Genomic DNA, 22,478 nt, shown 5'->3' with positions numbered 1-22,478 from the left:
AAATATCTTTTACCAGATGAGCTTGTCCACTAGATATGGGATGGGTTACACAGAGGGGGAATGTGTATGAAAAAAAATCGTAAACAAGGGGTCAAAAGAACAATGCAGATGAGAGAGAAACTGATTTTGTCATTTGCCATTGTATTGCTCATTCCAACCATTAGTCTCGGCATTATCTCTTTCCAAACAGCCGATGCCAAGGTTGAAGAGAAAATGTATGAGAACGCGATCAGCAGTGTTACTGTGCTCAACCAGACCATTGACCAGATCATTGGTGCAACACGCAAAAATGTTGATTTCCTGGCAAGTCAGCTGGACGCAGGTAATGTCGGACCCAATCAGGGTGACGAAACAGATACCATCCGAACCTTGCTCGACGCTTATAAGGAAACGCATGATGACGTGGAACTTGCCTCCATCGGTACCGATCAGGGCGTGTATATTAACTCCCCTGTAACTGCGGTGAACAAAGAAGGATATGACCCGCGCGAACGCCCGTGGTATCAGGCTGCTACGGAGAACAAAGATGTCCCTACCGTAATCACCCCCTACTTATCAAGCAATACCGGCAATGTTGTTGCTTCGGTAGCTCAGACCTCAGCGGATGGCCATGGTGTCGTCTCTGTCAGCCTGTCGCTTGAAGCCCTCTCGAAGACGGTTAACTCCACGAAGATTGGCGAGAAGGGTTATATCTATATTATTGATAATGCCAATAAAATCATTGTACATCCTACCGAAAAACCGGGGACCGAAGGAACCATGGCACCCTATAAAGACATTTTTGCACAGAAAAACGGAAGTCTGACCTATACACTAAATGGAAATCAGGAACACGCCTTTTTCTCCACCAATGAAACGACGGGCTGGACCGTGGTTGGTGTCATCGACAGTGGGGAAGTGACGGCTTCTGTCCGTCCGATTCTATACACCACACTTATTGTTGTAGCGATTGCAATTGCGGTAAGCTCCGTCATTATTTTCTGGATCGTGCAATCCATCACCAAACCACTGAACCGCTTGGTGAAGGCATCTGACGAAATTAGTAATGGTAATCTGACCATCGAGGTTGCTGTATTAGGACAGGATGAATTCGGCAAGCTGAGCACCAGCTTCAATAAGATGAGCGAATCCCTGCGAACCGTTATTCAGGACGTGCGACACACGGCTGACGAGTTAACCGCCTCATCCACACAATTGGCAGTCAACTCATCGGAGACAACCAAAGCAACTGAGCAAGTCGCCCTGATCACGGAAGAATCCGCAGCTGGACTTGAGAAACAAACCAGCAGCCTGAAACATACGGCACTACAGATGAATGAGCTTGCTGGAGGTGTAGGACAGGTAACGAACAGCACACAGCAAGTATCCGAAGCTGCCATGCAAGCAAGTGAGCTCGCGGATAAAGGGAATGCAACCATGCAGACGGCCGTATCCGAGATGAGTTCCGTGAGTCGCTTTGTGCAAGGTATGGCAGATACTGCTGGACGACTTGGACAGCATTCCACATCCATTGGTGAGATGGTATCTGTCATTACAGATATCGCTGCACAAACCAATTTGCTTGCTCTCAATGCTTCTATTGAAGCAGCACGTGCAGGTGAGCATGGACGTGGCTTCTCCGTTGTTGCCAGCGAAGTCCGCAAGCTGGCAGAACAATCCAGCCTTTCAGGCCAGAAGATTGTAGAGATGGTCGGAGCGATTCAACAGGAGATTTCATTGGCCAATCACAATGTACAGATCGGGCAACAGGATGTAAGCAACGGCATTCGTGCCGTTCAGTTTGCAGATGAAGCTTTTGCCCAGATTAGTGAGGCTGTTGGGGTCGTCAATCATCAGCTTGAGAACATTGCAGCCGCCTCACAACAGATGTCTGCAAGTACAGCCGAAGTGGTGCAATCCATTGATCAGATCCACGCCATATCTGAAACCAATGCCGATGGAACGGAGAACATCTCCGCTGCTACGGAGGAGCAAGTGGCTTCCATGCAGGAGATATCATCCTCTGCTGATTCCCTTGCCCATCTGGCCCACAAGCTGCAGAAGCTGGTGGAACAATTCAAGCTGTAATCGTTATCGTGTAAAAGACTGGTTCAACTTATTTAACAAGTAGTCTATGATACAAAAGCCCCTTTGCCATCATATTGGCAAAGGGGCTTTTGGGTAATGAAAGGTCAGGAACTTTGGATAGGAAATGACTCTCCTATTCAGCAGATTGCTTTTTATCTCCGTGGTACCCTTGATCTCCGTAGGGCTCTAACTGTTCAAACCAGCGATTCAGACATTTGGCGAGTGCATCTTTGGGATCGTAATACGGATTGTCATCTTGCTTCAATGTCTCCAGCACTTCGATCACAAACGCATTCTCTCCATATTCATTCCATTCAGCCTGCAACCTTCGATTCAGATGGCTACCCATCTGTAACATAAACCGTTGTCCGTTAATGGTTTTCAGGTTAAGTGTGCTGTCGATATAAACTTTGTCGTTACGTTCATTTCGAATCTGGTAGACACCCGCTTCCGTTTTGACTTCTTTGGCCTGTTCCTGCAATTCTTTGCGACGATTCATCTTCTCCTGCTCCCTCTTTTCTTTACGTTCCTGTTTTCCATCTCCGGCGCTCTGTTGATATGCGCGGCTTCCCACCCAATACTGACTGCCGTCTGACTCACGTTCCAGCAAACCATAATCGATGAGATACCTCCGTATTTCCACGTAATCGTCATGAACTTCCTTCAGCAGCTCATTGACCTGTTTTTCGGAATATTGGCGCTCTGTCTCGAATCGTTTGGCAATTTCGGTGAGCACGATATATTTATGCTTTTGTTGCATATGAAACGTCGTCAGTGGACCGCTGGTGCCTTCCGGAAAAAACTTGTTTAGCACCTTCTCACGATCCTGTTCTGTAATATCAAATGAGTTCGGATGGATCGTATGTTCGTGCCTTGTCACCGGCGACACCCATTCGGCTGGACTCTGGGTATCCTTGCTTTTGAGGAGTTCCATTAATGCCAGGAATATTTTGGCCTGCCGTTCCTTCTCCTTCAATACAAACCGATGATTCCGAATCGTGGAAGCACTCCCGATGCCAAGGGTCTTCTGTACTTCAGCATCCTTCTTGCCTTCATAGAATTGTGACAACAAGCCCCGCTGGACATCAGACAATCCGGTTACGCTTTTATCCAACTCCAGTAAATACTCAAATACCGACCCATGAACCTTCTCAATATGCACTCGCATATAACGGGCTGCTTCATAGAGCACTCCTTCTTCGGGGTAGATAATCCCCGATTCCGTCCTGTATCCGCAACAGACACATATATAGGCGGGACCCTCCTCCATATAACCACGCTTGATCTCTTCCAATGAAGCGGTTTGCAACCAGGATTCCGATGATTTCATGTAAAGCTCCTTTTATCATTGTATGGTGATTCCAACCGTATAATAATCAAATATTTTATAATTTTGTTTGTTTATTTATAGATATAATATATTTTTGTTTATTATGTGTCAACATGACGGAAAAGAATGCTGTGTTTAAAAACATAACGGATGCCCCTTGTTCAACAGAAAAAAGACCGCATGGTCGCAACCCTGCAGTCTCATTTCAATCCCTGTTACAACTTAAACCGTTCAATCATGCTTTGCAGATCTTCAGCCATACGTGACAATGCTGCCGAAGAAGCTGCAACCTCTTCCATTGTAGCCAACTGCTCTTGAGCCGCCGCTGATCCGTCTTCCGTTCCAGAGGCAATTCTGTCCGACAGAACCATGGTATCACTTACTGCCTTGTTGACATGACTCATGCCACCATCAATCTGACGGGAAGCCGCGGATACTTCTCCAGCTTGTGCAGCCACCAACTGTACCGCAGTACGAATGTTATTAAATGCTTCGCCTGCCTCTGTAATCATCTGCGAACTCTTCACCATACCTTCTCCCGTACGGGCAAAAGTGGATTGCACCGCATTGGTTTTCTCCTGCATCTCATGCATAAGCTCATTAATCCGCTCAGCTGAAGCGCCTGAACTGTGAGCCAGTGTCTTCACTTCGTTGGCTACAACCGCGAATCCACGCCCTTGCTCACCAGCTCTTGAAGCTTCAATGGATGCATTCAATGCGAGAATGTTCGTCTGCTTGGCAATAGCCGTAATCTCGGCCACAATCACCAGAATCTCTTCATTTTTCGCGCGCAGATCCTCAATGACCACAGACATGGCTTTGCTCTCGTCATTCACCTGCTGAATATGGGTAACCGCTTCTTCCACTGTCACCATGCCCGCTTCCGACTTGGTGGAAGCATCCAGAGCGATACGAGCGGTGTCTTCAGCACTTGATGAGATCTCTTTGACTCCAATGGACATTTCGCCCACGAGTTGACCTGTAGCAGCAAGACTATTGTTCTGCAAAGTCGTTCCTGCAGCTGCATCCTGCATCAGTTCAGCCACCTGTTCTGTGGCTTTCGATGTCTGCTCCGAACTTGCCATCAGCTCTTCCGAAGATGCCGCCAGCTGGCTGGACGTATCATGTACCTCTCCAAGCACATTACGCAGTGAAGTCGTCATCGTGTCGAAGCTTTCTCCAAGCAGTCCGAACTCATCCCGGCGCTGCAAACCTACCCGAACGGTGAGATCCCCGGCACTTACTTTCGATGCTGCCTGTGTTAATTGCAGTAATGGCCGATGAATGCTGCGAATAATGAAAACAAGCAGAATCAGCCCAATAACCAATGCAGATGCCACAATTGTAATGGAACGAATCAAAATAGGCATTACGGCTTCAGTTGCTTCCGAAGGAACCATCTCGCCAACAATTTTCCAGCCTGTAACCGGATTGGTGAAATACACAGCTTCCACTTCGTGACCATCATATGTATACTTCACCGTTCCACTTTCCTTCGTATACATCTCATTAATGTAGCTTTCATCCGACTGTGTACCGGATTCAATATTGTAGTGGAACAGGAATTTACCCCCGTTATCCAGCATGTACAATTTTCCTGCTTTACCGATACGTATCTGATCTACGGATTCTTTCAGATGATTGAGACTGACATTGGCCCCGAATACCCCTTTGCCATCAGCCAGCTTGACCGCCGCGGTCACAACCCATTCACCCGTCGAAGCCGATTGGAATGTATCTGAAATTACAGGCTCATCCTGAGACATGCCCATCGTATACCATGAACGTTCTCGAGGATCATAATTCTGTTCCTCGGATTCTGGAGATTTCATCCAGCTGCCATCTTCCGCACCTGCGGTGAGTACACCCAATTCCTTATGACTCTGAGACATCCGATCCATCTGCCTTTGAAGTGCAGGGGATTTATTAATGATATCGTTTGAAGTCATACCCGCAGCCATCTGTGCTGCGTTATCCTTCTCCATATCCAGCATTTGATTTATCTGCAGACTAAGCATTTCTGTTTTGGCCTGTGCGGAACGAATAATTTCCTGCTTAACCTGGTCAGCAGCTTTTTGATAAGACAACCAACCAACGGTAATGCTCGGTACAATCAGGAACAGGAGCAATGCAGCAATCAGGCGTTTTTTTACGGTTAAAGTAAACCAATTTCGAATCCTTTTCTTCATATAACTATCCCCCATCATAATCTTCACCCATCCTTTTATCGGACAATCGCTGTAAAAATATTATGTATAGATACTAAATTGGTACAAATTTAATTTAAATGATTTGATCACATGATATGAAATATATCCGCTAATCGTTTTGACCCTCTAAGCGAGATCGTTTACAATGCTCATAAGTTGTCTATTCATGAAACGATTGGAAGGGGAGGATTCAAATCTTACGCAAGTCACACATGCAACAACCTGTTTCCACGGTATATTCATCCATGTTTCGTATCCTGTTAGCGTTCATCCTGTGCGCAGGCCCGATTCTGGGACAAGTCGGTATCACGGCATCCGCATCGCAGGCAACGCAAGCAGTTCACATTGAAGTGAATGGTGAGCAACAATCCTGGAAGAACGCACCACTTATCATCAAAGGCTCAACGTTTGTTCCATTGCGGGATGTAGTGACATCCGTTAAAGGCACGTTGAAATGGGACAATCACACCAAAATAGCTACCATTACCGTTGGCAGAGACAAGCTGGTCCATCAGGCTGGCAGCAACTCCATTAAGGTAAACCAGGTTAATCTCGCTACAGGTGTGAATTCACGTACCATTAATGGTACGTTGATGGTGCCTGTCCGGGCCATGGCTAATGCAATTAAGGCAGATATCAAGGTCCAACGTACAGCTACGGGTCAGATGAGTGTGAATATGTTCACGGATCAAGTCAGCCTGCTGAACAGTGAAGTTGCCAGCGTAGATACGTATCTGCGCGAGATCAACTATCCAGGTATGGCACTGATTGCCCGCGATGGTGAAGTTCTGCTAAGACAAGGCTACGGACTTGCCGATGAACAGACGCTGAATCGCCCGGATCAGAAGACCCGGATCGCATCTCTGAGCAAATCCTTCACGGCCGCGTCCATTCTGAGTCTGGTGGAGGATGGTAAGATTAATGTGCAAGATCCAATCTCCAAGTATATCTCTGGTATACCAAAGGGAGATCAGATCACGCTGCATATGCTGTTATCCCAGACTTCAGGTCTGCCATCCGCATTTGGTCGGAGTGAAGGAACTTCTATGGAAGAGACTGTAGAAGAAATTCGTCAAAAAACGCTGAAGTTTGAACCGGGGAGTGCCTATCTATACAGCAACAGCGGTTATGTTTTGCTTGCATACGTCGTTGAACAGGTATCCGGCATGAGTTATGCCGACTACGTGCAACAGACGATATTGAAACCACTTGGCATGAAGAATTCGGGAGAGGCTTCCCGTAAAGTGCACACGATTAGTGGTTTTGTTCAACAAGATAACGCATGGGTAACTGCCCCTTATTATGTTTCCCAATCCGGATCAGGAACCATCTATTCCACGGTGGACGATATGCTGAGATGGGATCGTGCGCTGTATACGGACAAGATTCTAAGCCAGGATACGATTGAACAGATGTATGAGCCTTACTCCGATAAAAACTACGGCTACGCGTGGATTCTCAAAGAGAATGGAACCAACCGCACCGTCTTCCACAACGGTAGTGGTGGCGGGTTTGCTACAGCCTTTTCACGTAATCTGTCCGATGATATCACCATTATCCTGCTTGGCAACCACGCGGGTATGGACATGACTTCACTTTTGGATGAAGTTGAAACCAAAACAGCAGCAGCACTGCAATTGCAATAATCTATAATTAATCGCTTATATACAGCACAAAGAGACGGTCCTTTAAAGGATCGTCTCTTTGCTCTATATATGTTTTCATTTTAACAACTCACATTTCCGTTTCGCTCAACCCACAATTCATCTCTTCTCCATCCTCAAAAGGCAGATGTACTCATATTCTTATCACTGCCTAGGAGACATCCGCTCTTTCATCATCTGTCTGCTTTAATGTTACAGGAAGTTTCCCAGCAAAAGGAATGCGCCCCATCAGCGCCTGAGCGACGCTATCCATGGCAAGTAGTCGGCTCTCGTAATCCGCTACATAGACTTGGGCATCCGGAATTGCGAGCAGATCATAGGGACTTCGCAGTGCCACAACTGCCAATGGCTTGCCCAGTTGCTGCAACCAGCCGATTAGTCGGCACTGTGGATCACCTGAAGGGCTTCCCGCATTGTAGGTGCCTACCACAATCTGTCGAACGCCATCCTCTTCCGCAGCTTGAAGCAGACGTGCGGAACGAATGGCAACTTCCTCGGGCGTAACCACCCGATCAACAACATCCAGACCATACTTGGATAAAGCTGAGCCCAAGGTGAACGTCTGACTCAGCTGTTCATCTGCAATCGTCGTCACGGACGTGGCGACCGTTATCACCAGTGTGCGTTCCGGCTTCATAGGCAGCATATTCAGCTGATCGCGTACCAGCGTGATACTGTTCTCGCTAATTCGGCGGGCAACCTCTTGGTGTAATGAACTGTTGCGCTCAGACCCGCTGGAATGTGAAAGATCCTTTGATGAATGCAGGGAGGGTGCATTTGAGAATACACTATTCACTTCATCATCACCTGCACCGCCCATTCCACTCTCCAACAAACCACGTTTCGCCTTGTACATCAGCAAGCGGGTTACCGACTCGTCAATACGCCTTTCGCTAATCCGCCCGCTCGCCACAGCTGCTAGCAACGCTTCAAATGCCTCTGCCTGAAGTTTAGCCGTATGGCTAATTAACACCAGATCCGCTCCGGCCTCTACCGCCATCACAGCTGCATCGACCGTGCCATAGTTCACAGCAATGGCATCCATCTCCATGCAATCTGTCACGATCATGCCCTCATAACCCAGTTCCTGGCGAAGCAGACCGCTTAATACGCTGTGCGATAGCGTTACGGGCAGACGCTCTGGCTCCAGTGCAGGGAAATAAATATGCGCCGACATCATGGCATCGACACCTTCGGCGATGGCGGCTCGGAAGGGAATCAACTCCAGGCGCTCTACCCGATCACGATTATGAGTGATGATCGGCAGGTCCAGATGAGAATCGGTGTCCGTATCCCCATGCCCCGGGAAGTGCTTGGCTGTCGCTGCAATCCCGGCGTCCTGTATCCCCACAATGGTTCTGGCCCCATATTCTGCAACGGATTGTGGAGATTCGCCGAATGATCGTACACCAATGACCGGATTTGCCGCGTTATTGTTCACATCCAATACCGGAGCAAAGTTCATATTAATGCCCATGGATTTCAGCTCCAACCCACTGATATATGCCGCCTGATACGCATCGTCAATGGAACCAGCAGCGGCAATAGCCATTGGTCCAGGCATCAAAGCGATTCCTTCGGTAATTCGTGCAACCATGCCGCCCTCCTGATCAATGGATATCCAGAGCGGCACATTACCGCTGCTTTTAGCAATCTGTTGTAACCCTGACGATAACCGCTCTACCTGCTCTGGCGACTCAACGTTGCGTGCAAAATAGATCACGCCACCGGTTGGATACTTTCGAAGAAAGGGTTCCACATCGCCAGCAGCTTCAGTGCCATGAAAGCCGCAAAGCAGCATTTGTCCAACTTTCTCGCGCAAGGTCATCTGTTTCAGATGAGACTGGTATAACTCTTTTGGCCCACTCATTTCATGCCTCCTTCCGATGACAAACATCCGTTTATGGATATAACAAAAATGGCTTTCGCCGCTCCTTCCATTCTGCTGCCTGTACATTCCACGCATCCATTAAACGAATGAATTCCGCATGGTCATGAATGGTTTCCCTGACTGCCTTCCCCCCTGCCAACAGGTCGATAAAGTACCTCGAACCCGGCTCTGGTGGCTCCAGCCAGCAGAATTGCTCCGGATAGAGTGAAACCAGTTCATGCAATAGCACTAGCCCCGTCTCTACCGCCCGGAATTTCCTGCTGTCCGTTACAAAAATCCTTACACCACCACACAGCTCACCTGCATGTTTGGAGAATGTTGGGGACATGTACACTGGATGCACATGTACACCTTCCAGCTTGTATTCCCGAAATCGTTCCGCCAAACGTTCACCCTCAACCCAGGGTGCCCCAATCCACTCGAATGGGCGGGTCGTGCCCCTGCCCTCCGATACATTAGTGCCTTCGAACAGGCACGTACCCGCATATACCCGCACACTGTCCAGCGTGGGCATATTCGGAGAGGGTAACATCCAGGGAAGACCACAATCCGCAAACTCCATGGAACGCTGCCAACCTTCCATCACAACTACGTCCAATTCGCAAGGTACATCCATCTCGCTGTTGACCATCAGGGCGAGTTCACCTACCGTCAATCCGGTACGTACAGGGACACGCCAAGCGCCAACGAGTGATTCATATCCCGCGTTCAGTACACCGCCTTCCACAACGTTTCCACCCAGTGGATTGGGACGGTCCAGAATCAGCATACGTTTGCCTGCTCCAGCGCAGACCTCCATCATATAGAGCAAGGTTGAGACATACGTGTAATAACGGATGCCCACATCCTGAATGTCAAACAGGACCGTATCGACTCCAGCCAGCATTGCAGGCGTAGGCTTCTTGTGATCTCCATACAGGCTGAACACCGGAATGTCCAGACGCGGATGACGCATGTCTCCGAATCTGACACCCGCCTGAAGTTCTCCATCCAGTCCGTGCTCACAGGCGTAGAGCGCTGTAAGCTCGGCATTAGACAGTCCTGTGCACACATCTATGGTCGATACAAAATCCGCTGTAATTCCAGTCGGATTCGTAATTAGACCGATTCGAGCACCTGTTAACCATGGATGCGATAACCCTCTCGACAGAAGGTCAACTCCCGTTTTTACAGCCGGAATCTGCTCGCTTCCATTCAACCGGCCCATTACACATTCTCCTGGCTGATCCACCCTGTATGCTGGTGATCATTACCGCCTGTTACGACAGGTTCCTCTTCAGGCTCCAGCACATTGAGAGCCACCTTATGCTGATAGATGGCAAACATGCCCGCGAACAGCGCTCCAAAGCCAACAACCGTCAGCATCAGCAGAGCCGTCAGACATAGCGCCTGAAAACAAGCGCCCATCGTATACCCCGGGTGACGGAAGAACAGCTTTACACTTTCCCCCATCGCCTGAAGGATGCCCATGTTCTTTTGTAAAACAAGCTGCCAAGTATAGAACTGTGACATCAGCGCCATGAGGACGAAGAAGGTTTGGAACATGCTCACTGCTGTACCTGTAATCCCGCCCTGTCCGCCGTAATACCACCAGGTTGACCAGAGAATGAAGCCAAGCACGGCGAAAAGCACACCTACTGCCCCTCCCGGGATGAATCCCTGCATCGTTCCGTTCCAGATATCCTTAAGCCCATTGCGGCGTTCCTTGCGTTCCAGCCTATGATGTACGGCATAACTGACACCGAACAGGATGGGCATATATATCAAGGCCAGAAGCAGCACCGCGATTGGCAGTGGAGCAAACATCAGAATAGGAACCAATACGATGGAGCTAACGACACTGTACAAGGCTACCGGAATAATATCCCGATAGATTTCTGCACCTGACTTGATCAACACTTCACTCAGCTTACGCATCTTCACCCTCTCCTTTCTAACCGTTCCTTCTTCGCCAGGCCTCGTCTTTTATTCCCGTCCAATCGCAAGCTCCGTCTCTGGATCGAAAAAGTGCGCCTTACGCAAGTCCAGCACAAAATCTTTGTCCATTCCTACATACGCATGTATTTCCGGATGAACCTTGGCTGTAACCGTACGGGCACCAGAATGGAAATACACTAAATTCTCGGAGCCCAGATGCTCTACAACCTGAACTCGCGCCTGCAGCATATGGTCTGTCGGGATATTCGGAGCGACATCGTCACCAAAAATATGCTCTGGGCGCAGTCCCATAATCACCGGCTTGCCCTGATGGCTCTGCAAACGAGCAAGCACATCGGCTGGCAAGGTGAATGAGGCTCCCTCGATGACAACCTGTGTGCCTTCAATCCGTGCATCAATAAAGTTCATCGCCGGGGAACCAATAAATCCGGCAACAAACATATTTCGCGGACTCGCATACAATTCTTTCGGTGAAGCCACCTGCTGAATATCTCCATGATTCATAACCACGATGCGTTCTCCAAGTGTCATGGCCTCTACCTGATCATGCGTCACGTACACAATCGTGGCACCGAGACGTTTATGCAGCTCACCCAACTCCACCCGCATCTGTACCCGCAACTTGGCATCCAGATTGGACAGTGGTTCGTCGAATAAAAACACCTGCGGATCACGGACGATCGCCCGTCCTACCGCAACACGCTGGCGCTGACCACCAGACAGCTCGCGTGGTTTGCGCTCCAGCATCGCTTCCAGTCCCAGAATGGAGGCCGCATTCTGTACCTGTTCATCAATATAGGACTTTGGCTTTTTCAGATTTTTCAGGCCAAAGGAAAGATTTTCACGGATGGTCATATGCGGATAGAGTGCATAATCCTGAAACACCATCGCGATATCCCGATCCTTCGGATGCAGATCGTTAACAAGCCGGTCACCGATGACAATATCACCGCTTGTTTGCTTTTCAAGTCCGGCAATCATCCGCAGTGACGTTGTCTTGCCACAGCCCGAAGGACCCACAAACACTACGAATTCCTTATCCTCTATAACAAAGTCCGAGCCGGCCACAGCCGTGAACGTTCCTTTATGATCGTCTTTGAATTCTTTGCGCACTTGGCGAAACTCCACGCGTGCCATAGGTAGATCCCCCTTTACGTTGTCGCTTGTCCTGAACTAACAGTTCAACTTAACCTTTTACCGCACCGATCGTAATGCCCTGCAGGAAGTAACGTTGCAGTGAGAAAAACAGAATGATCATCGGCAGTGCACCTATTGTTGCCCCCGCCATCATTGCGCCGAAATCAGTTGATTCGGCAAATACAAACGAGGCTAGCCCCACCTGAATGGTACGCATCTCGTTGGAATTGGTAATGAGGAACGGCCAGAAGAATTCGTTCCACGAAGCGACAAACGTGAATATCGCCAGCACCGCGATTCCCGGCTTTGCCATCGGCAGAATGACTTTCCAGAAGATGCCGAACTCGCTGCATGCATCGATACGCGCCGCATGTATCAGCGATGTGGGCAACGTAGACATGAACTGTTTCATCAAGAAAATGTTACCCACACTAACGGCAGCAGGCAGAATAATGGCTGTATAGGTATCCCCCAGGTCAAACACGTTGACCATCAGAATGTACAAGGGAATCAGCGTCACCTGTGCCGGAATCATCATGGTCCCAAGCAAAGTCCAGAATACCGCCTGACTCCCCGGAAACTTTAGTTTGGCGAACGCATACCCCGCCAGGGAGGCGAAGAATACATTGGTTACGGTCAGAATGATCGAGATGAGCAGCGAATTGTATAACCAGCGCCAGGCATCAGTTTTGGCAAAAAAGCGCTCATATGGTGATAACGACAACTGCTCCGGAATCATCTGTGGTTTAAACGACGCCGACATCGCGCTATCCTGCACCGAACCGACCAGCATCCAGTACATCGGAATGACCGTCACCAGCGCCCAAACCACCAGCAGAATGGATGCAACGACAAGCAGTGTCTTTTTCTGTGTTGATTTCATGGATTTCATTCACCCCCGGATGCTTAATGCAACGTGCCTACCTCTAATACGTGTTCAAAAAGAACGGTTTTCAGTTGAACTACCTCTAATACTCAATATCGCTGGAGAAATATTTGAACTGTATGACGGAGATGACTATGATGATAATCGCCAGTACGAACGACTGAGCCGAAGCCAATCCGAACTCATAGAACTTGAAAGCCGTCTCGTAGATCAGATAAGCGATTGTAGTTGTCGCAAAGTTTGGTCCACCCTGTGTCATCAGATATACCGAGATAAACACCTGGAAAGACGTGATCACACCTGTAACGAGCAGATACAGCGTCGTTGGTTTGAGTAGCGGCCATGTAATCTTGCTGAACTGGGTCCAGCCGCTGGCATGATCAATATCCGCCGCTTCGTACAGCGATTTCGGAATACCGCCCATGGCTGCTAGGTACAGAATAATGCCCGCCCCATGCGATCCGAGCCAGTTCATTAGAATGAGGGAAAAGAGTGCCGTTCCCGACTGGCCCAGCCAGATCACCGGGTCAAGGCCAAACAAGCCGAGAAAACGGTTGAGCAGCCCCGAATCCGTCGGGTCAAAGATCGCCAGCCATACAATGGATATGGTTACCCCGGAGGCTACCGCAGGCAGATACATGGTAGCTTTGAAAAATGTCTGCCATTTGCTTTTCATTTGATAGATGAAATAGGACAGTACAAATGTAATGAGAATATTGACCGGGACTGTGCCTACGGTGAAGATCACCGTATTTTTAATCGACTTCCAGAACGTCTCATCCTTCACCAGTCGTTCGTAGTTGTCCAAACCGACCCACGTTGAGTTCATAATGTTGTATTTCTGGAAGCTCATCACGAGAGCTGTTAGTACGGGATACAGTGTGAAAATGAGAAACAGCAGGACAGGCGCCAAAATAAACAAATACGCCCACCCGTAGTCCCGCCAAAACCGGGCAACCCGGGAAGTCCGGGGCACGGACGGCTTTGGCGCAAGGGCGGTCTGCATGGCGAATCCTCCTCTCCTAATCAGTGTGGTTTTACGTTATGTTTGATTGTCCGAGTTATTGTCCAAACATCTGCTCGCCCTTGCTCTTGAAGTCTTCTGCGATCTGCTCCGGTGATTTTTCACCCGAGAACAGCGCCTGAATATTAGGCTTCACAACCTGTTCCTTGAATTGTTTTTGCTGAGATGCTTTGTCGATATCCAGTTCAAGCACTACCGGCATAGCGATATTCTCTGCCATGACTTTCGCAGCGGCCAGATTATCCGCTTGACCAAGCTCTTTTCCTTTAAACAGTTCCACTTGGGATTGTCTTACGAATGGGAGCGCCAGTTCATTGGCCGAGTTCCCTGCTTTGGCACCACTAAGCGCCTCCATCACCAAGAAGGTATTTTTGGCATGCTGTTCGCCCTTGTCCTTTTTCTGTTTAAAGGCTACATACCCTTCGCCACCCATTGTTGTGGCCGCAGGTTGATCATCATTATGCGGTACAGGTAACAGGACAAAATCAATCTTCTCTCCCTGCACCTTGCCATCATCAATATCCTTGTTGCGGTTCTGAATCATCACATCATAATAAGGAATCGCTTTGGAAATAATCGCCGTTTCCCCCGCGTAGAACATATCCGTCCGTTTTGCTGGAGCAAGAGCCGCCGTTTCCTTCGGCATATACCCTTGATCCATCAGGTTTTTGATAAAAGAGAGAGTATCCAGAATGCGACCATCATTCCATTGGAACGTGCCGTCTTTATCAAGAACATCAATCATCCCGTTGTTCCGGGACAGCATTTCAATGAAGTCAAGCGAGGTTCCGTCGGTAACCAGTGCATATTGCTTGGCCCCGCCATCCAGCGTTTTGGTCAGCTTGGCAGCAGCATCGTTGAATTCGGACCAGGTCCAGCCATTTTGTTGAATGGACTTCCAATCAATGCCCGCTTCCTCCAGAATGCGTTTGTTACCACCCCAAGCCCATTGGAATTGATACAAGGGCAGTCCATACTGTTTCCCCTGAATCTGGCCTAAATCCAGCGTACCCGGCAGGTAGTCGTCCTTGATCACAGATGTCAGGTAACTGTCCAGCTCAAGTGCCAATCCCGTATTCACATATGTGCCGTCTACACTATGAAAGTAAAGATCTGGCGGGTTACCCGCGTTCAAAGCGACATCGAATTTTTTGGGCCCTTCCGCCCAGGAGAGCATTTCCGTCTTCACGGTAATATTCGGGTGTTCTTTATTGAAATCAGAGATTAGATCCTTCAGTTCATCTTCATATGTGCCATGTACAGGATAGGTCCATACCGTTACCGTATCATCGGCATTCGGGTCATCCGAAGCAGCACCTCCGCTACTCCCACAGGCAGTAACCAAGACCATCATCAACAACATTGTCCATACCAGACCCTTCTTTTTCATCCCTTCATCTCCTTTGCATGTCGTCTTCCGATTCTTTCATTTGCCTAACCATGCTACCCCTTTGTGATCATTCGGCCTTCAAACGCCATCCACCTATACACGCGGCAGTAAGGAAAAGCACCTCCCCTGTAGATTGGGCCTGCCAGTCGCAGGCTAAATCTCTTAAATGCAATATTAACGTCAACTTAATTGACATTAACAGTATTAATTCCTTCCAAAATTGTAGATTGAATTCATTATATGAGTTGTAAAATAAAAATTCAAAATTATTTTTTATTATAAAATTTAATTTTACTTTTTCTTTTCATGCAACTATACTATGTAAAAAGAAAACCCAAGCAAGCGAGGTGAACCACTTTGCGAGTGTATGTAGGCGTAGATGGAGGCGGTACCAATACTGATGCAGCAATCATTTCTGAATCTGGTGAAATTCTCGCCCGACTCAGCGGCGGTCCCACGAATCCTCACACCGTATCAACTGAACAGGCCATTTCCGAACTGCAACGAGTGCTGGAACAGCTATTTAAACTAATAAGTGATTTATCGACAAATTGTGAGGGTATATGCCTTGGTATGTCAGGTGTAGATACGATCCAAGAACGGCAACTTATAGCCAAAGCAGTAAATAACTATATGAAGAGTCGTAATCAACAGGCATCAGAAGGTTGTCCCGTCTGGGTTGTATCCGAAGGAGAGATTGCTCTGATGGCCTCTCTCGGACATACGCACGGTGTATTATGCATCTCTGGAACGGGGTCCATCGTGTACGGATTTACGCTGGAAGGAGAGCGATACCGTGCAGGAGGCTGGGGTCATCTGCTCGGAGATGAGGGGAGCGGCTATCGTATTGGGCAGCGTGCACTCCAAGTGGTTATGCAGAGTTATGACGGTGTTCTTCCTCCAACCTGTTTAACCCCGCTTCTTCTAAAGAATCTGAGCCTTCGGGATATATCGGAGCTAAAGACGCGAGTGTATCAGACGGATTGGGGCAAAACCGAGACCGCATCCATCGCCCCCCTAGCTATAGAAGCTGCTGAACTCGGGGATGAGGCCGCCCGCGCACTGATCATCGACGAAGCCTCACAATTGGCGGATACCGCCAAGGCGCTGGTTGCCCGTCATCCCGAATTTGAATCCACTCCGGTTGTCCTGTCCGGATCACTGTTTCGATACGCTGCACTTTTCCGAAATACATTTATTCAGAAGTTATCTGAATATTATGGAGAGTTGGACTTTGTATATCGTGAAGATGCCCCCGCTCCAGCGGTTGGTGCAGCACAACTGGCAAGAAAACGCCGTTCCCTGAATGAATCATTTTAAAAGAGAGAAGGAGGCCATACGGATGAATCACATGCTGAATTCACTACTAACAGAACAACCCAATCCACTAACGGATCATATAGATGAATTGCCTTCGGCAGAAATTATGGAGCTCATTAATAAGGAAGATCAACGGATTGCGGAGCTCATTCAGCCCCTCATTCCGGTCATTGCTCAAGCTGCGGATCGGATCTTGGAGGCGTTTCAGTCTGGCGGCAGGCTTTTTTATGTAGGCGCAGGTACCAGTGGACGATTAGGAATACTTGACGCTTCTGAATGCCCGCCTACCTACGGAACCCCGCCATCCATGGTACAGGGTATTATTGCAGGGGGATTCCGGGCAGTGAAGGACCCGGTTGAAGGTGCTGAAGATAATGAGGAGTTGGGAGCTGCCGACCTTGATGAACATGGCTTAGACAAAAACGATGTCGTGGTTGGCATTGCAGCCAGTGGACGAACGCCGTATGTGCTGGGTGCGATGAGACATGCCAAGGAGATCGGGGCTACGGTGATCAGCCTGAGCAATAATTCAGGCACGCCGATGACCCTGTTGGCTGATGTGAGCATTGAGGCTGTTGTCGGCCCAGAGGTTGTCATGGGTTCAACACGTATGAAGGCAGGCAGCGCCCAGAAAATGATTCTGAACATGCTCACCACTACCGCCATGATTCGTCTGGGCAAGGTTTACCGTAATTTCATGGTTGATCTGAACCCTTCGAACGAAAAGCTTGTCCATCGGGCCAAACGCATGATCCATCTGGCAACCGGAGCAAATGAAGCGGATATTGAAGAGGCTTTTACCGGTGCAGACGGTCATGTAAAAACGGCAATCGTCATGCTGATGGCAGGTGTGGACGCAACGGAAGCCCAGCACAGGCTTGATCTGGCTGACGGATTTGTCCGTAGCGCCATTGCGGGGCCTTCCTGAGCCGTACAAGGGGTATTATTAGAGGTTGAAAGAGAGGAGCCCAACATTAGTCTGGGCTCTTTTTTTTATTTTTTTATTCTAACAGCGGATATAATTCTCAAAAAATCCCCTCCTGCATAAACAGAAAGGGATTCATATGGTTCTACTTCACTTGTGCTCCAGAATAGCCTGTCGGCTCTTCTCCAAATACTCCACCGACTGGTTGTAATCCCGGCTGGCAATCGCCAGATACAAAATGTCGATCACGTTCAGCTGTGCAATCCGTGACGAAGTTGCTCCGCTCCGAATATCACTTTCAGTGGAAGTAATCATCAGGGGCACATCCGCCATACTACTGAGTGTATTGCTGCCCCACTTGGTAATGCTGATTGTCGCTGCCCCACCATCATGAGCATGCTTGAGACAGGAGATTACGTTCGACGTCTCCCCTGAATACGAGATACATACAACCGCATCATCCTCACGAAGCGTCGTTGCGGACGAAATCTGCATATGCGGATCGGCGAACGAAAAGCTTGTGCGATTGATTCGCATGAACTTGTAATGTGCATCCAGCGCAATCAGGTTGGAAGCCCCTACTCCATAGAAAAAGATCCGGTTTGCCTGATGAAGCACGTCCACAGCTTTTTCCACCAGACGTGGGTCCAGAATATGAACCGTATCCTTCACCGACTGAATATTGTTTGCGGACACATGCTGAATAATGCTCTCCATGGAGTCCTGGGGACGAATCTCCGTATATTGATATGGCTCACTCGTCTGCAAATCTCCGGCAATCTTCAGCTTCAGCTCCTGAAAACCCGTTACACCCAGTGATTTGCAGAGACGGATAATGGCAGCTGGGCTGCCTCCACTCCGTTCAGACAACTGGGCCACCGAGGATTGAACAGTTTCTTGCGGGTGATCGAGAATATAAGCTCCGATCTTCCGTTCGGACGGGGTCAAGTCATCCATTAATGCGCGTAAACGTACAAGTCCACCTTTCATGCCTTCCATTCGCTCCTCCTTTCCGTACTGCATTCATGTACAAGCATTTTATCTTATAATTCCACTCGCGTCTAATCGAATTCCTCGCCCTTCCATAACTGAACTCTAATTAAAGTCATACCTCACTAGAGTGTGAGATTACCCGAGATTACGGCGTGTTTCGCGCCGGTTACTGCCGGGAGTGTATTAGTTCTTCCCATAAGTGCCTCATGGCCAAGTAAAGCAAATCCAATGGCTTCCCGAACATCATCGGGTATACCATAATCTGCTGTTCGTTCCAAACGGATATCCTTCGGTAGTCTCTGACGGATCATTTCCATTAACGTGGCATTGGAAGTACCACCACCGCACGCGAGCATGGCCGATATTTGCACCTTGGGCAGGATAAGATCCTTCACTGCACGCACGATGGTTTCCGCGGTCAGACAGGTGGCAGTAGCCAGCGTATCTTCAAGAGATAAGGAACGCGCTGCGGCCATCTCCATCAGTCTCACTGCGTACGCTGTTCCATACACTTCTCGCCCGGTACTTTTTGGCGGAAGTCTTTTGAAATACTCATCCTCCAAGCACAGTTCAACCAGACGCTGATCGACCTTCCCCTGTGCGGCAATACTTCCATTCGGATCATAATGCTGCCGCCCATCCGTTGTCTGTCGAACAAGGGCGTCCATCACCATATTCCCCGGTCCCGTATCAAATGCCGAAATAACTTCGGTAGATGACTCGGAGGGAAGCACCGTCACATTGCCAATGCCACCAATATTCTGCACTAGCCGCCCTTCTGTCGGGCTTCGAAACATCAGAGCATCCGCATAAGGCGTAAGTGGAGCACCTTCCCACCAGCCGCCATATCCCTGGCTCGCAGGTTGCCAATCACGGGCAGTCCTGTCCGTTCTCGAACAACAGCACATTCACCGATCTGCAATGTCGATACCACATCAATACTTGCCCCCGTTGGCCCTGGAAATGCGGATGCTACAGGCGCATGCCATACCGTCTGCCCATGCATGCTAATCACATCCACTTGCTGTGTTGAGATACCGGCAGACTGCATCAGTTCCCTAACACTATGTGCATACCACTCCGATACACCAAAATGTGCGGCTGTCAGCTCGTCGATACGAGCTGTCCCCGGTGAACATAACCGGATCAGTACGTCTCTCAATCCATTCGAATACGGCACACATACGAAATCAACCAGCTCGATCTGCTGTAATGCCCCACTCATATCGGTTTGAATACGGACTAGCGCCGCGTCTGTTCCGTCCAGAGACGTCCCTGACATTAGTCCGATGACCAGATGCTCCTGCTTCAAACGATACTTCTCCCACATCGGATAGCTGCCTGTATCCATCCATTTCCAACCTCCTGCAAGACCCGATGAACACGTCATCCTGCCATAATTTCACCCAGTATATGATATTAAATTTCACAAGTCAAACATTATATGAAATTTAATTACAACATTGAAAATAAAAAGAGAGATATTCATCCCATTTGCGATCACACATCATGTTTTATTCCATCAATTGATAATTAGATATCAGAAGAGAAACATTTTTACATTTTTACCGTTTATAATATGTAGGTATATTTTGGTAGTCAGATATAGATCTAATACTAGTCGAGGTGCATAATGAAGAAAACCATTTTACTACTGTTTTTGAGTCTGTTCTTACTCGTTTTGCTCCCTAATCAGGGAAATGCCGCTGCAAGCACGTCGAAAATTTTTATGGATGGAGAGGAATTAGTCCTCCCAAGTGATGTACAGGTGACGATTATCAATAAAAACGTGATGATTCCGATTCGTGTCGTTGCCGAAAATTTGAAATTCAAAGTCGATTGGAACCAACAAGCACGCACTGTAAAAATTCAGCAAGATCAACAGACGATTTCCCTAACCGTGGATCAAAAGCAAGCCATGGTTGCTGACAAACAAGTCACTTTGAACACAGCACCGCAAATTTTGAACAATACGCTGGTGGTGCCCATTCGATTTGTCAGTGAACAAATGGGGCTTAAGGTAAGATGGAATAATCAAGACAAGATCGTATACTTAACAAACACCAGTAAGGGACCTGCTATCGATCCAGGCAATAGTTCTGGAAAAGGAGATTCAACGTCTAACGCGCAGGTTACCGATATCCAATTTGCCAATAATCAGCTCGTGTTATCCACGGATGGAGCCGTTCAGCCAATAGTAACGACCCTCAAGTACCCTGATCGTTTGGTTGTGGACTTGCCTGGAACCGCCTTTGGTGATATCTCCCAACCGCTGGATCAAGGACTCAATGGCAAGTTGGATGTGAGTGGTTATCCCAATGTGACAGAAGTGAGATATTCACTGTTCAAACGAGATCCGGCGCAAGTTCGCATTGTCGTAGAATTGAATAATGTGAAGGATGTCCAGTACAGCCAGAACGTCATTGCCGATAAACTGATTATTGATCTTAATGTTGCGGGAGACAATGTCACACCTGCTCCAGTCACTCCAGTAGGTGATTCAGGACGCAAGGTTGTGGTCATCGATCCAGGACACGGTGGGAGTGACCCGGGGACGAATAGCATCACGAACAAACCCGAAAAGGAATACAATCTGGCATTGGCTCACAAAGTACAAGCCCTGTTGCTCAATGAACCCAATATCGAATTGGTGATGACTCGTGAAGGTGATACCTATCCGACCCGCCCTGAGCGTGTTCAGCTCGCCAATCAATTAAATGCGGATGTATTTGTATCTATCCATGGCAATAGCGTAAAGTCTGCTCCCCAAGCCACAGGTACGGAGACATATTATTATCAACGCAGTAATAGCAAGGAATTAGCCACTATTATTCATCAACGTTTGGTGAAAGCCATGGGTCTCAGAGATCGTGGTGTGAAAAATGGCAACTTGGAAGTAATCCGAGACACGACCATGCCTGCAGTGCTTTTGGAAGTGGGATTCTTGAGTAATGTGCTCGATGAAGAACTGATGTCGTCCGAGGTTGTTCAGATGAAAGCCGCTCAAGCGATAGCCGATGGAATCAAGGAGTATTTGGGGCTATAAATCATCAAATAAATCAGATAAAGGAAGTGATTCTTTGAATAAGAAGCTTGGTTGTGCACTTATATTATCATGCTTGATCCTTATCGGAGTTGGATGTGCCCAGAAGCCAGTGAGCCAATCCGGTTCGAATGAACCTGCTGTTCAGGGAGGACAGGTGCAGGCACCAAACCCATCCGAGACGGAGGTGGATCTGGGCACAATGAATACACAAGTCGTCGATGTATATTTGGCAGATTCTCAGGTACTGGCGCTTGAGAAAACAGAGCAGGAAATTGAGTACAAGGATGACTCCGAAAAATATGAAAAAACATTTGCAGCGTTGCAAACGAACACCGATTCGGAGCTTGTTTCCCTCTGGGAGCAGGTTGAATTGCTCTCTATCCAATATGCTGAGGGTACAGTGACTTTGGATGTTCATATCCCTGCTGAAGCCAATCTCGGTACCAGTGGAGAATTGCTCGCATTGGAAGCTTTAACAACAACGATGTTTCAATTTGATGAAGTGAACAGCCTGGATATACTGGTGGATGGTGAAGCCGTTGATAGTTTGATGGGCCATGCCGAACTGGAACACCCCATTCATCGCGAACCCTAACTGATCAGGCAACAATGGAAAAAGAACGTCCCCAGGGACGTTCCAATCTGACGCATCAATTC

General features: G+C 48.3%; 16 protein-coding genes and 1 pseudogene. 6 read left to right on the top strand and 11 right to left on the bottom strand.

Features of this window, described 5'->3' with window-relative positions:
• The first annotated feature begins 66 nt into the window (after positions 1–66).
• Positions 67–2,067: a methyl-accepting chemotaxis protein gene (locus F0220_RS02085; RefSeq protein ID WP_091019969.1), complete on the top strand. Its 2,001-nt coding sequence runs from the start codon at positions 67–69 to the stop codon at positions 2,065–2,067.
• Positions 2,068–2,200: 133 nt separating this feature from the next.
• On the opposite strand, the gene F0220_RS02080 is transcribed toward F0220_RS02085, so the two are convergent.
• Both F0220_RS02080 and F0220_RS02075 read right to left on the bottom strand, forming a co-directional pair.
• Positions 2,201–3,397, bottom strand: coding sequence for a DUF2087 domain-containing protein (locus F0220_RS02080; protein WP_105601610.1), 1,197 nt, complete (start codon positions 3,395–3,397; stop codon positions 2,201–2,203).
• A 215-nt stretch (positions 3,398–3,612) separates the two neighbouring features.
• Positions 3,613–5,586: a methyl-accepting chemotaxis protein gene (locus tag F0220_RS02075; RefSeq protein ID WP_179198655.1), complete on the bottom strand. Its 1,974-nt coding sequence runs from the start codon at positions 5,584–5,586 to the stop codon at positions 3,613–3,615.
• A 233-nt stretch (positions 5,587–5,819) separates the two neighbouring features.
• Between F0220_RS02075 and F0220_RS02070 the strand changes: the two genes are divergently transcribed.
• Positions 5,820–7,253 carry a serine hydrolase domain-containing protein gene (locus tag F0220_RS02070; protein ID WP_105601611.1) on the top strand — a complete coding sequence of 478 codons (1,434 nt, stop codon included), beginning with the start codon at positions 5,820–5,822 and terminating at the stop codon, positions 7,251–7,253.
• 169 nt (positions 7,254–7,422) lie between these two features.
• Here the strand turns inward: F0220_RS02070 and nagZ are convergent, their stop codons facing one another.
• The 7 genes from nagZ to F0220_RS02035 form a co-directional block, all read right to left on the bottom strand.
• The gene (nagZ, locus tag F0220_RS02065; protein ID WP_105601613.1) at positions 7,423–9,141 is read right to left on the bottom strand and encodes a beta-N-acetylhexosaminidase; all 1,719 of its coding nucleotides are present in this window, start codon (positions 9,139–9,141) and stop codon (positions 7,423–7,425) included.
• Positions 9,142–9,172: 31 nt separating this feature from the next.
• Positions 9,173–10,369: an exo-beta-N-acetylmuramidase NamZ family protein gene (locus tag F0220_RS02060; RefSeq protein WP_105601615.1), complete on the bottom strand. Its 1,197-nt coding sequence runs from the start codon at positions 10,367–10,369 to the stop codon at positions 9,173–9,175.
• Positions 10,369–11,079, bottom strand: a complete 711-nt coding sequence (locus F0220_RS02055) for a hypothetical protein (RefSeq protein WP_105601616.1) — start codon at positions 11,077–11,079, stop codon at positions 10,369–10,371. Before F0220_RS02055 ends, F0220_RS02060 begins: the two co-directional genes overlap by 1 nt.
• A 48-nt stretch (positions 11,080–11,127) precedes the next feature.
• Entirely contained in the window at positions 11,128–12,237 is a 1,110-nt protein-coding gene (locus F0220_RS02050) for an ABC transporter ATP-binding protein (RefSeq protein WP_105601618.1), read from the bottom strand.
• Between the two features lie 49 nt (positions 12,238–12,286).
• Entirely contained in the window at positions 12,287–13,120 is an 834-nt protein-coding gene (locus F0220_RS02045; protein ID WP_105601619.1) for a carbohydrate ABC transporter permease, read from the bottom strand.
• 85 nt (positions 13,121–13,205) lie between these two features.
• The gene (locus F0220_RS02040) at positions 13,206–14,129 is read right to left on the bottom strand and encodes a carbohydrate ABC transporter permease (RefSeq protein WP_017691097.1); all 924 of its coding nucleotides are present in this window, start codon (positions 14,127–14,129) and stop codon (positions 13,206–13,208) included.
• A gap of 55 nt (positions 14,130–14,184) precedes the next feature.
• Positions 14,185–15,537, bottom strand: coding sequence for an ABC transporter substrate-binding protein (locus tag F0220_RS02035; protein ID WP_091019950.1), 1,353 nt, complete (start codon positions 15,535–15,537; stop codon positions 14,185–14,187).
• 363 nt (positions 15,538–15,900) lie between these two features.
• On the opposite strand from F0220_RS02035, the gene F0220_RS02030 reads away from it, so the two are divergent.
• On the top strand, positions 15,901–16,857 hold the full coding sequence (locus F0220_RS02030; protein ID WP_223199959.1) for an N-acetylglucosamine kinase: 957 nt from the start codon (positions 15,901–15,903) through the stop codon (positions 16,855–16,857).
• Positions 16,858–16,879: 22 nt separating this feature from the next.
• Entirely contained in the window at positions 16,880–17,785 is a 906-nt protein-coding gene (murQ, locus tag F0220_RS02025) for an N-acetylmuramic acid 6-phosphate etherase (protein WP_105601622.1), read from the top strand.
• Between the two features lie 147 nt (positions 17,786–17,932).
• Here murQ and F0220_RS02020 read toward each other — a convergent pair whose 3' ends face one another.
• Positions 17,933–18,772: a MurR/RpiR family transcriptional regulator gene (locus tag F0220_RS02020; RefSeq protein ID WP_036616797.1), complete on the bottom strand. Its 840-nt coding sequence runs from the start codon at positions 18,770–18,772 to the stop codon at positions 17,933–17,935.
• A 125-nt stretch (positions 18,773–18,897) separates the two neighbouring features.
• Positions 18,898–20,057 (bottom strand): annotated as a pseudogene (locus F0220_RS02015) (anhydro-N-acetylmuramic acid kinase).
• A gap of 351 nt (positions 20,058–20,408) precedes the next feature.
• Between F0220_RS02015 and F0220_RS02010 the strand changes: the two are divergent.
• Both F0220_RS02010 and F0220_RS02005 read left to right on the top strand, forming a co-directional pair.
• Positions 20,409–21,821 carry an N-acetylmuramoyl-L-alanine amidase family protein gene (locus tag F0220_RS02010; RefSeq protein WP_105601624.1) on the top strand — a complete coding sequence of 471 codons (1,413 nt, stop codon included), beginning with the start codon at positions 20,409–20,411 and terminating at the stop codon, positions 21,819–21,821.
• Between the two features lie 73 nt (positions 21,822–21,894).
• The gene (locus F0220_RS02005) at positions 21,895–22,416 is read left to right on the top strand and encodes a GerMN domain-containing protein (protein ID WP_223199831.1); all 522 of its coding nucleotides are present in this window, start codon (positions 21,895–21,897) and stop codon (positions 22,414–22,416) included.
• Positions 22,417–22,478: the final 62 nt, after the last annotated feature.

Source organism: Paenibacillus sp. 37 (assembly GCF_008386395.1).
In the GTDB taxonomy this organism is placed as follows: domain Bacteria; phylum Bacillota; class Bacilli; order Paenibacillales; family Paenibacillaceae; genus Paenibacillus; species Paenibacillus amylolyticus_B.
The sequence above is the reverse complement of the archived record's forward strand: the minus strand, read 5'-3'. Positions and strand labels throughout refer to the sequence as shown.

Excerpts from the sequence above, each read along its gene's own strand:
- F0220_RS02085 (WP_091019969.1), top strand. The coding sequence starts at position 67 with ATGAAAAAAAATCGTAAACAAGGGGTCAAAAGAACAATGCAGATGAGA.
- F0220_RS02080 (WP_105601610.1), bottom strand. The coding sequence starts at position 3,397 with ATGAAATCATCGGAATCCTGGTTGCAAACCGCTTCATTGGAAGAGATC.
- F0220_RS02075 (WP_179198655.1), bottom strand. The coding sequence starts at position 5,586 with ATGAAGAAAAGGATTCGAAATTGGTTTACTTTAACCGTAAAAAAACGC.
- F0220_RS02070 (WP_105601611.1), top strand. The coding sequence starts at position 5,820 with ATGCAACAACCTGTTTCCACGGTATATTCATCCATGTTTCGTATCCTG.
- nagZ (WP_105601613.1), bottom strand. The coding sequence starts at position 9,141 with ATGAGTGGGCCAAAAGAGTTATACCAGTCTCATCTGAAACAGATGACC.
- F0220_RS02060 (WP_105601615.1), bottom strand. The coding sequence starts at position 10,369 with ATGGGCCGGTTGAATGGAAGCGAGCAGATTCCGGCTGTAAAAACGGGA.
- F0220_RS02055 (WP_105601616.1), bottom strand. The coding sequence starts at position 11,079 with ATGCGTAAGCTGAGTGAAGTGTTGATCAAGTCAGGTGCAGAAATCTAT.
- F0220_RS02050 (WP_105601618.1), bottom strand. The coding sequence starts at position 12,237 with ATGGCACGCGTGGAGTTTCGCCAAGTGCGCAAAGAATTCAAAGACGAT.
- F0220_RS02045 (WP_105601619.1), bottom strand. The coding sequence starts at position 13,120 with ATGAAATCAACACAGAAAAAGACACTGCTTGTCGTTGCATCCATTCTG.
- F0220_RS02040 (WP_017691097.1), bottom strand. The coding sequence starts at position 14,129 with ATGCAGACCGCCCTTGCGCCAAAGCCGTCCGTGCCCCGGACTTCCCGG.
- F0220_RS02035 (WP_091019950.1), bottom strand. The coding sequence starts at position 15,537 with ATGAAAAAGAAGGGTCTGGTATGGACAATGTTGTTGATGATGGTCTTG.
- murQ (WP_105601622.1), top strand. The coding sequence starts at position 16,880 with ATGAATCACATGCTGAATTCACTACTAACAGAACAACCCAATCCACTA.
- F0220_RS02020 (WP_036616797.1), bottom strand. The coding sequence starts at position 18,772 with ATGAAAGGTGGACTTGTACGTTTACGCGCATTAATGGATGACTTGACC.
- F0220_RS02010 (WP_105601624.1), top strand. The coding sequence starts at position 20,409 with ATGAAGAAAACCATTTTACTACTGTTTTTGAGTCTGTTCTTACTCGTT.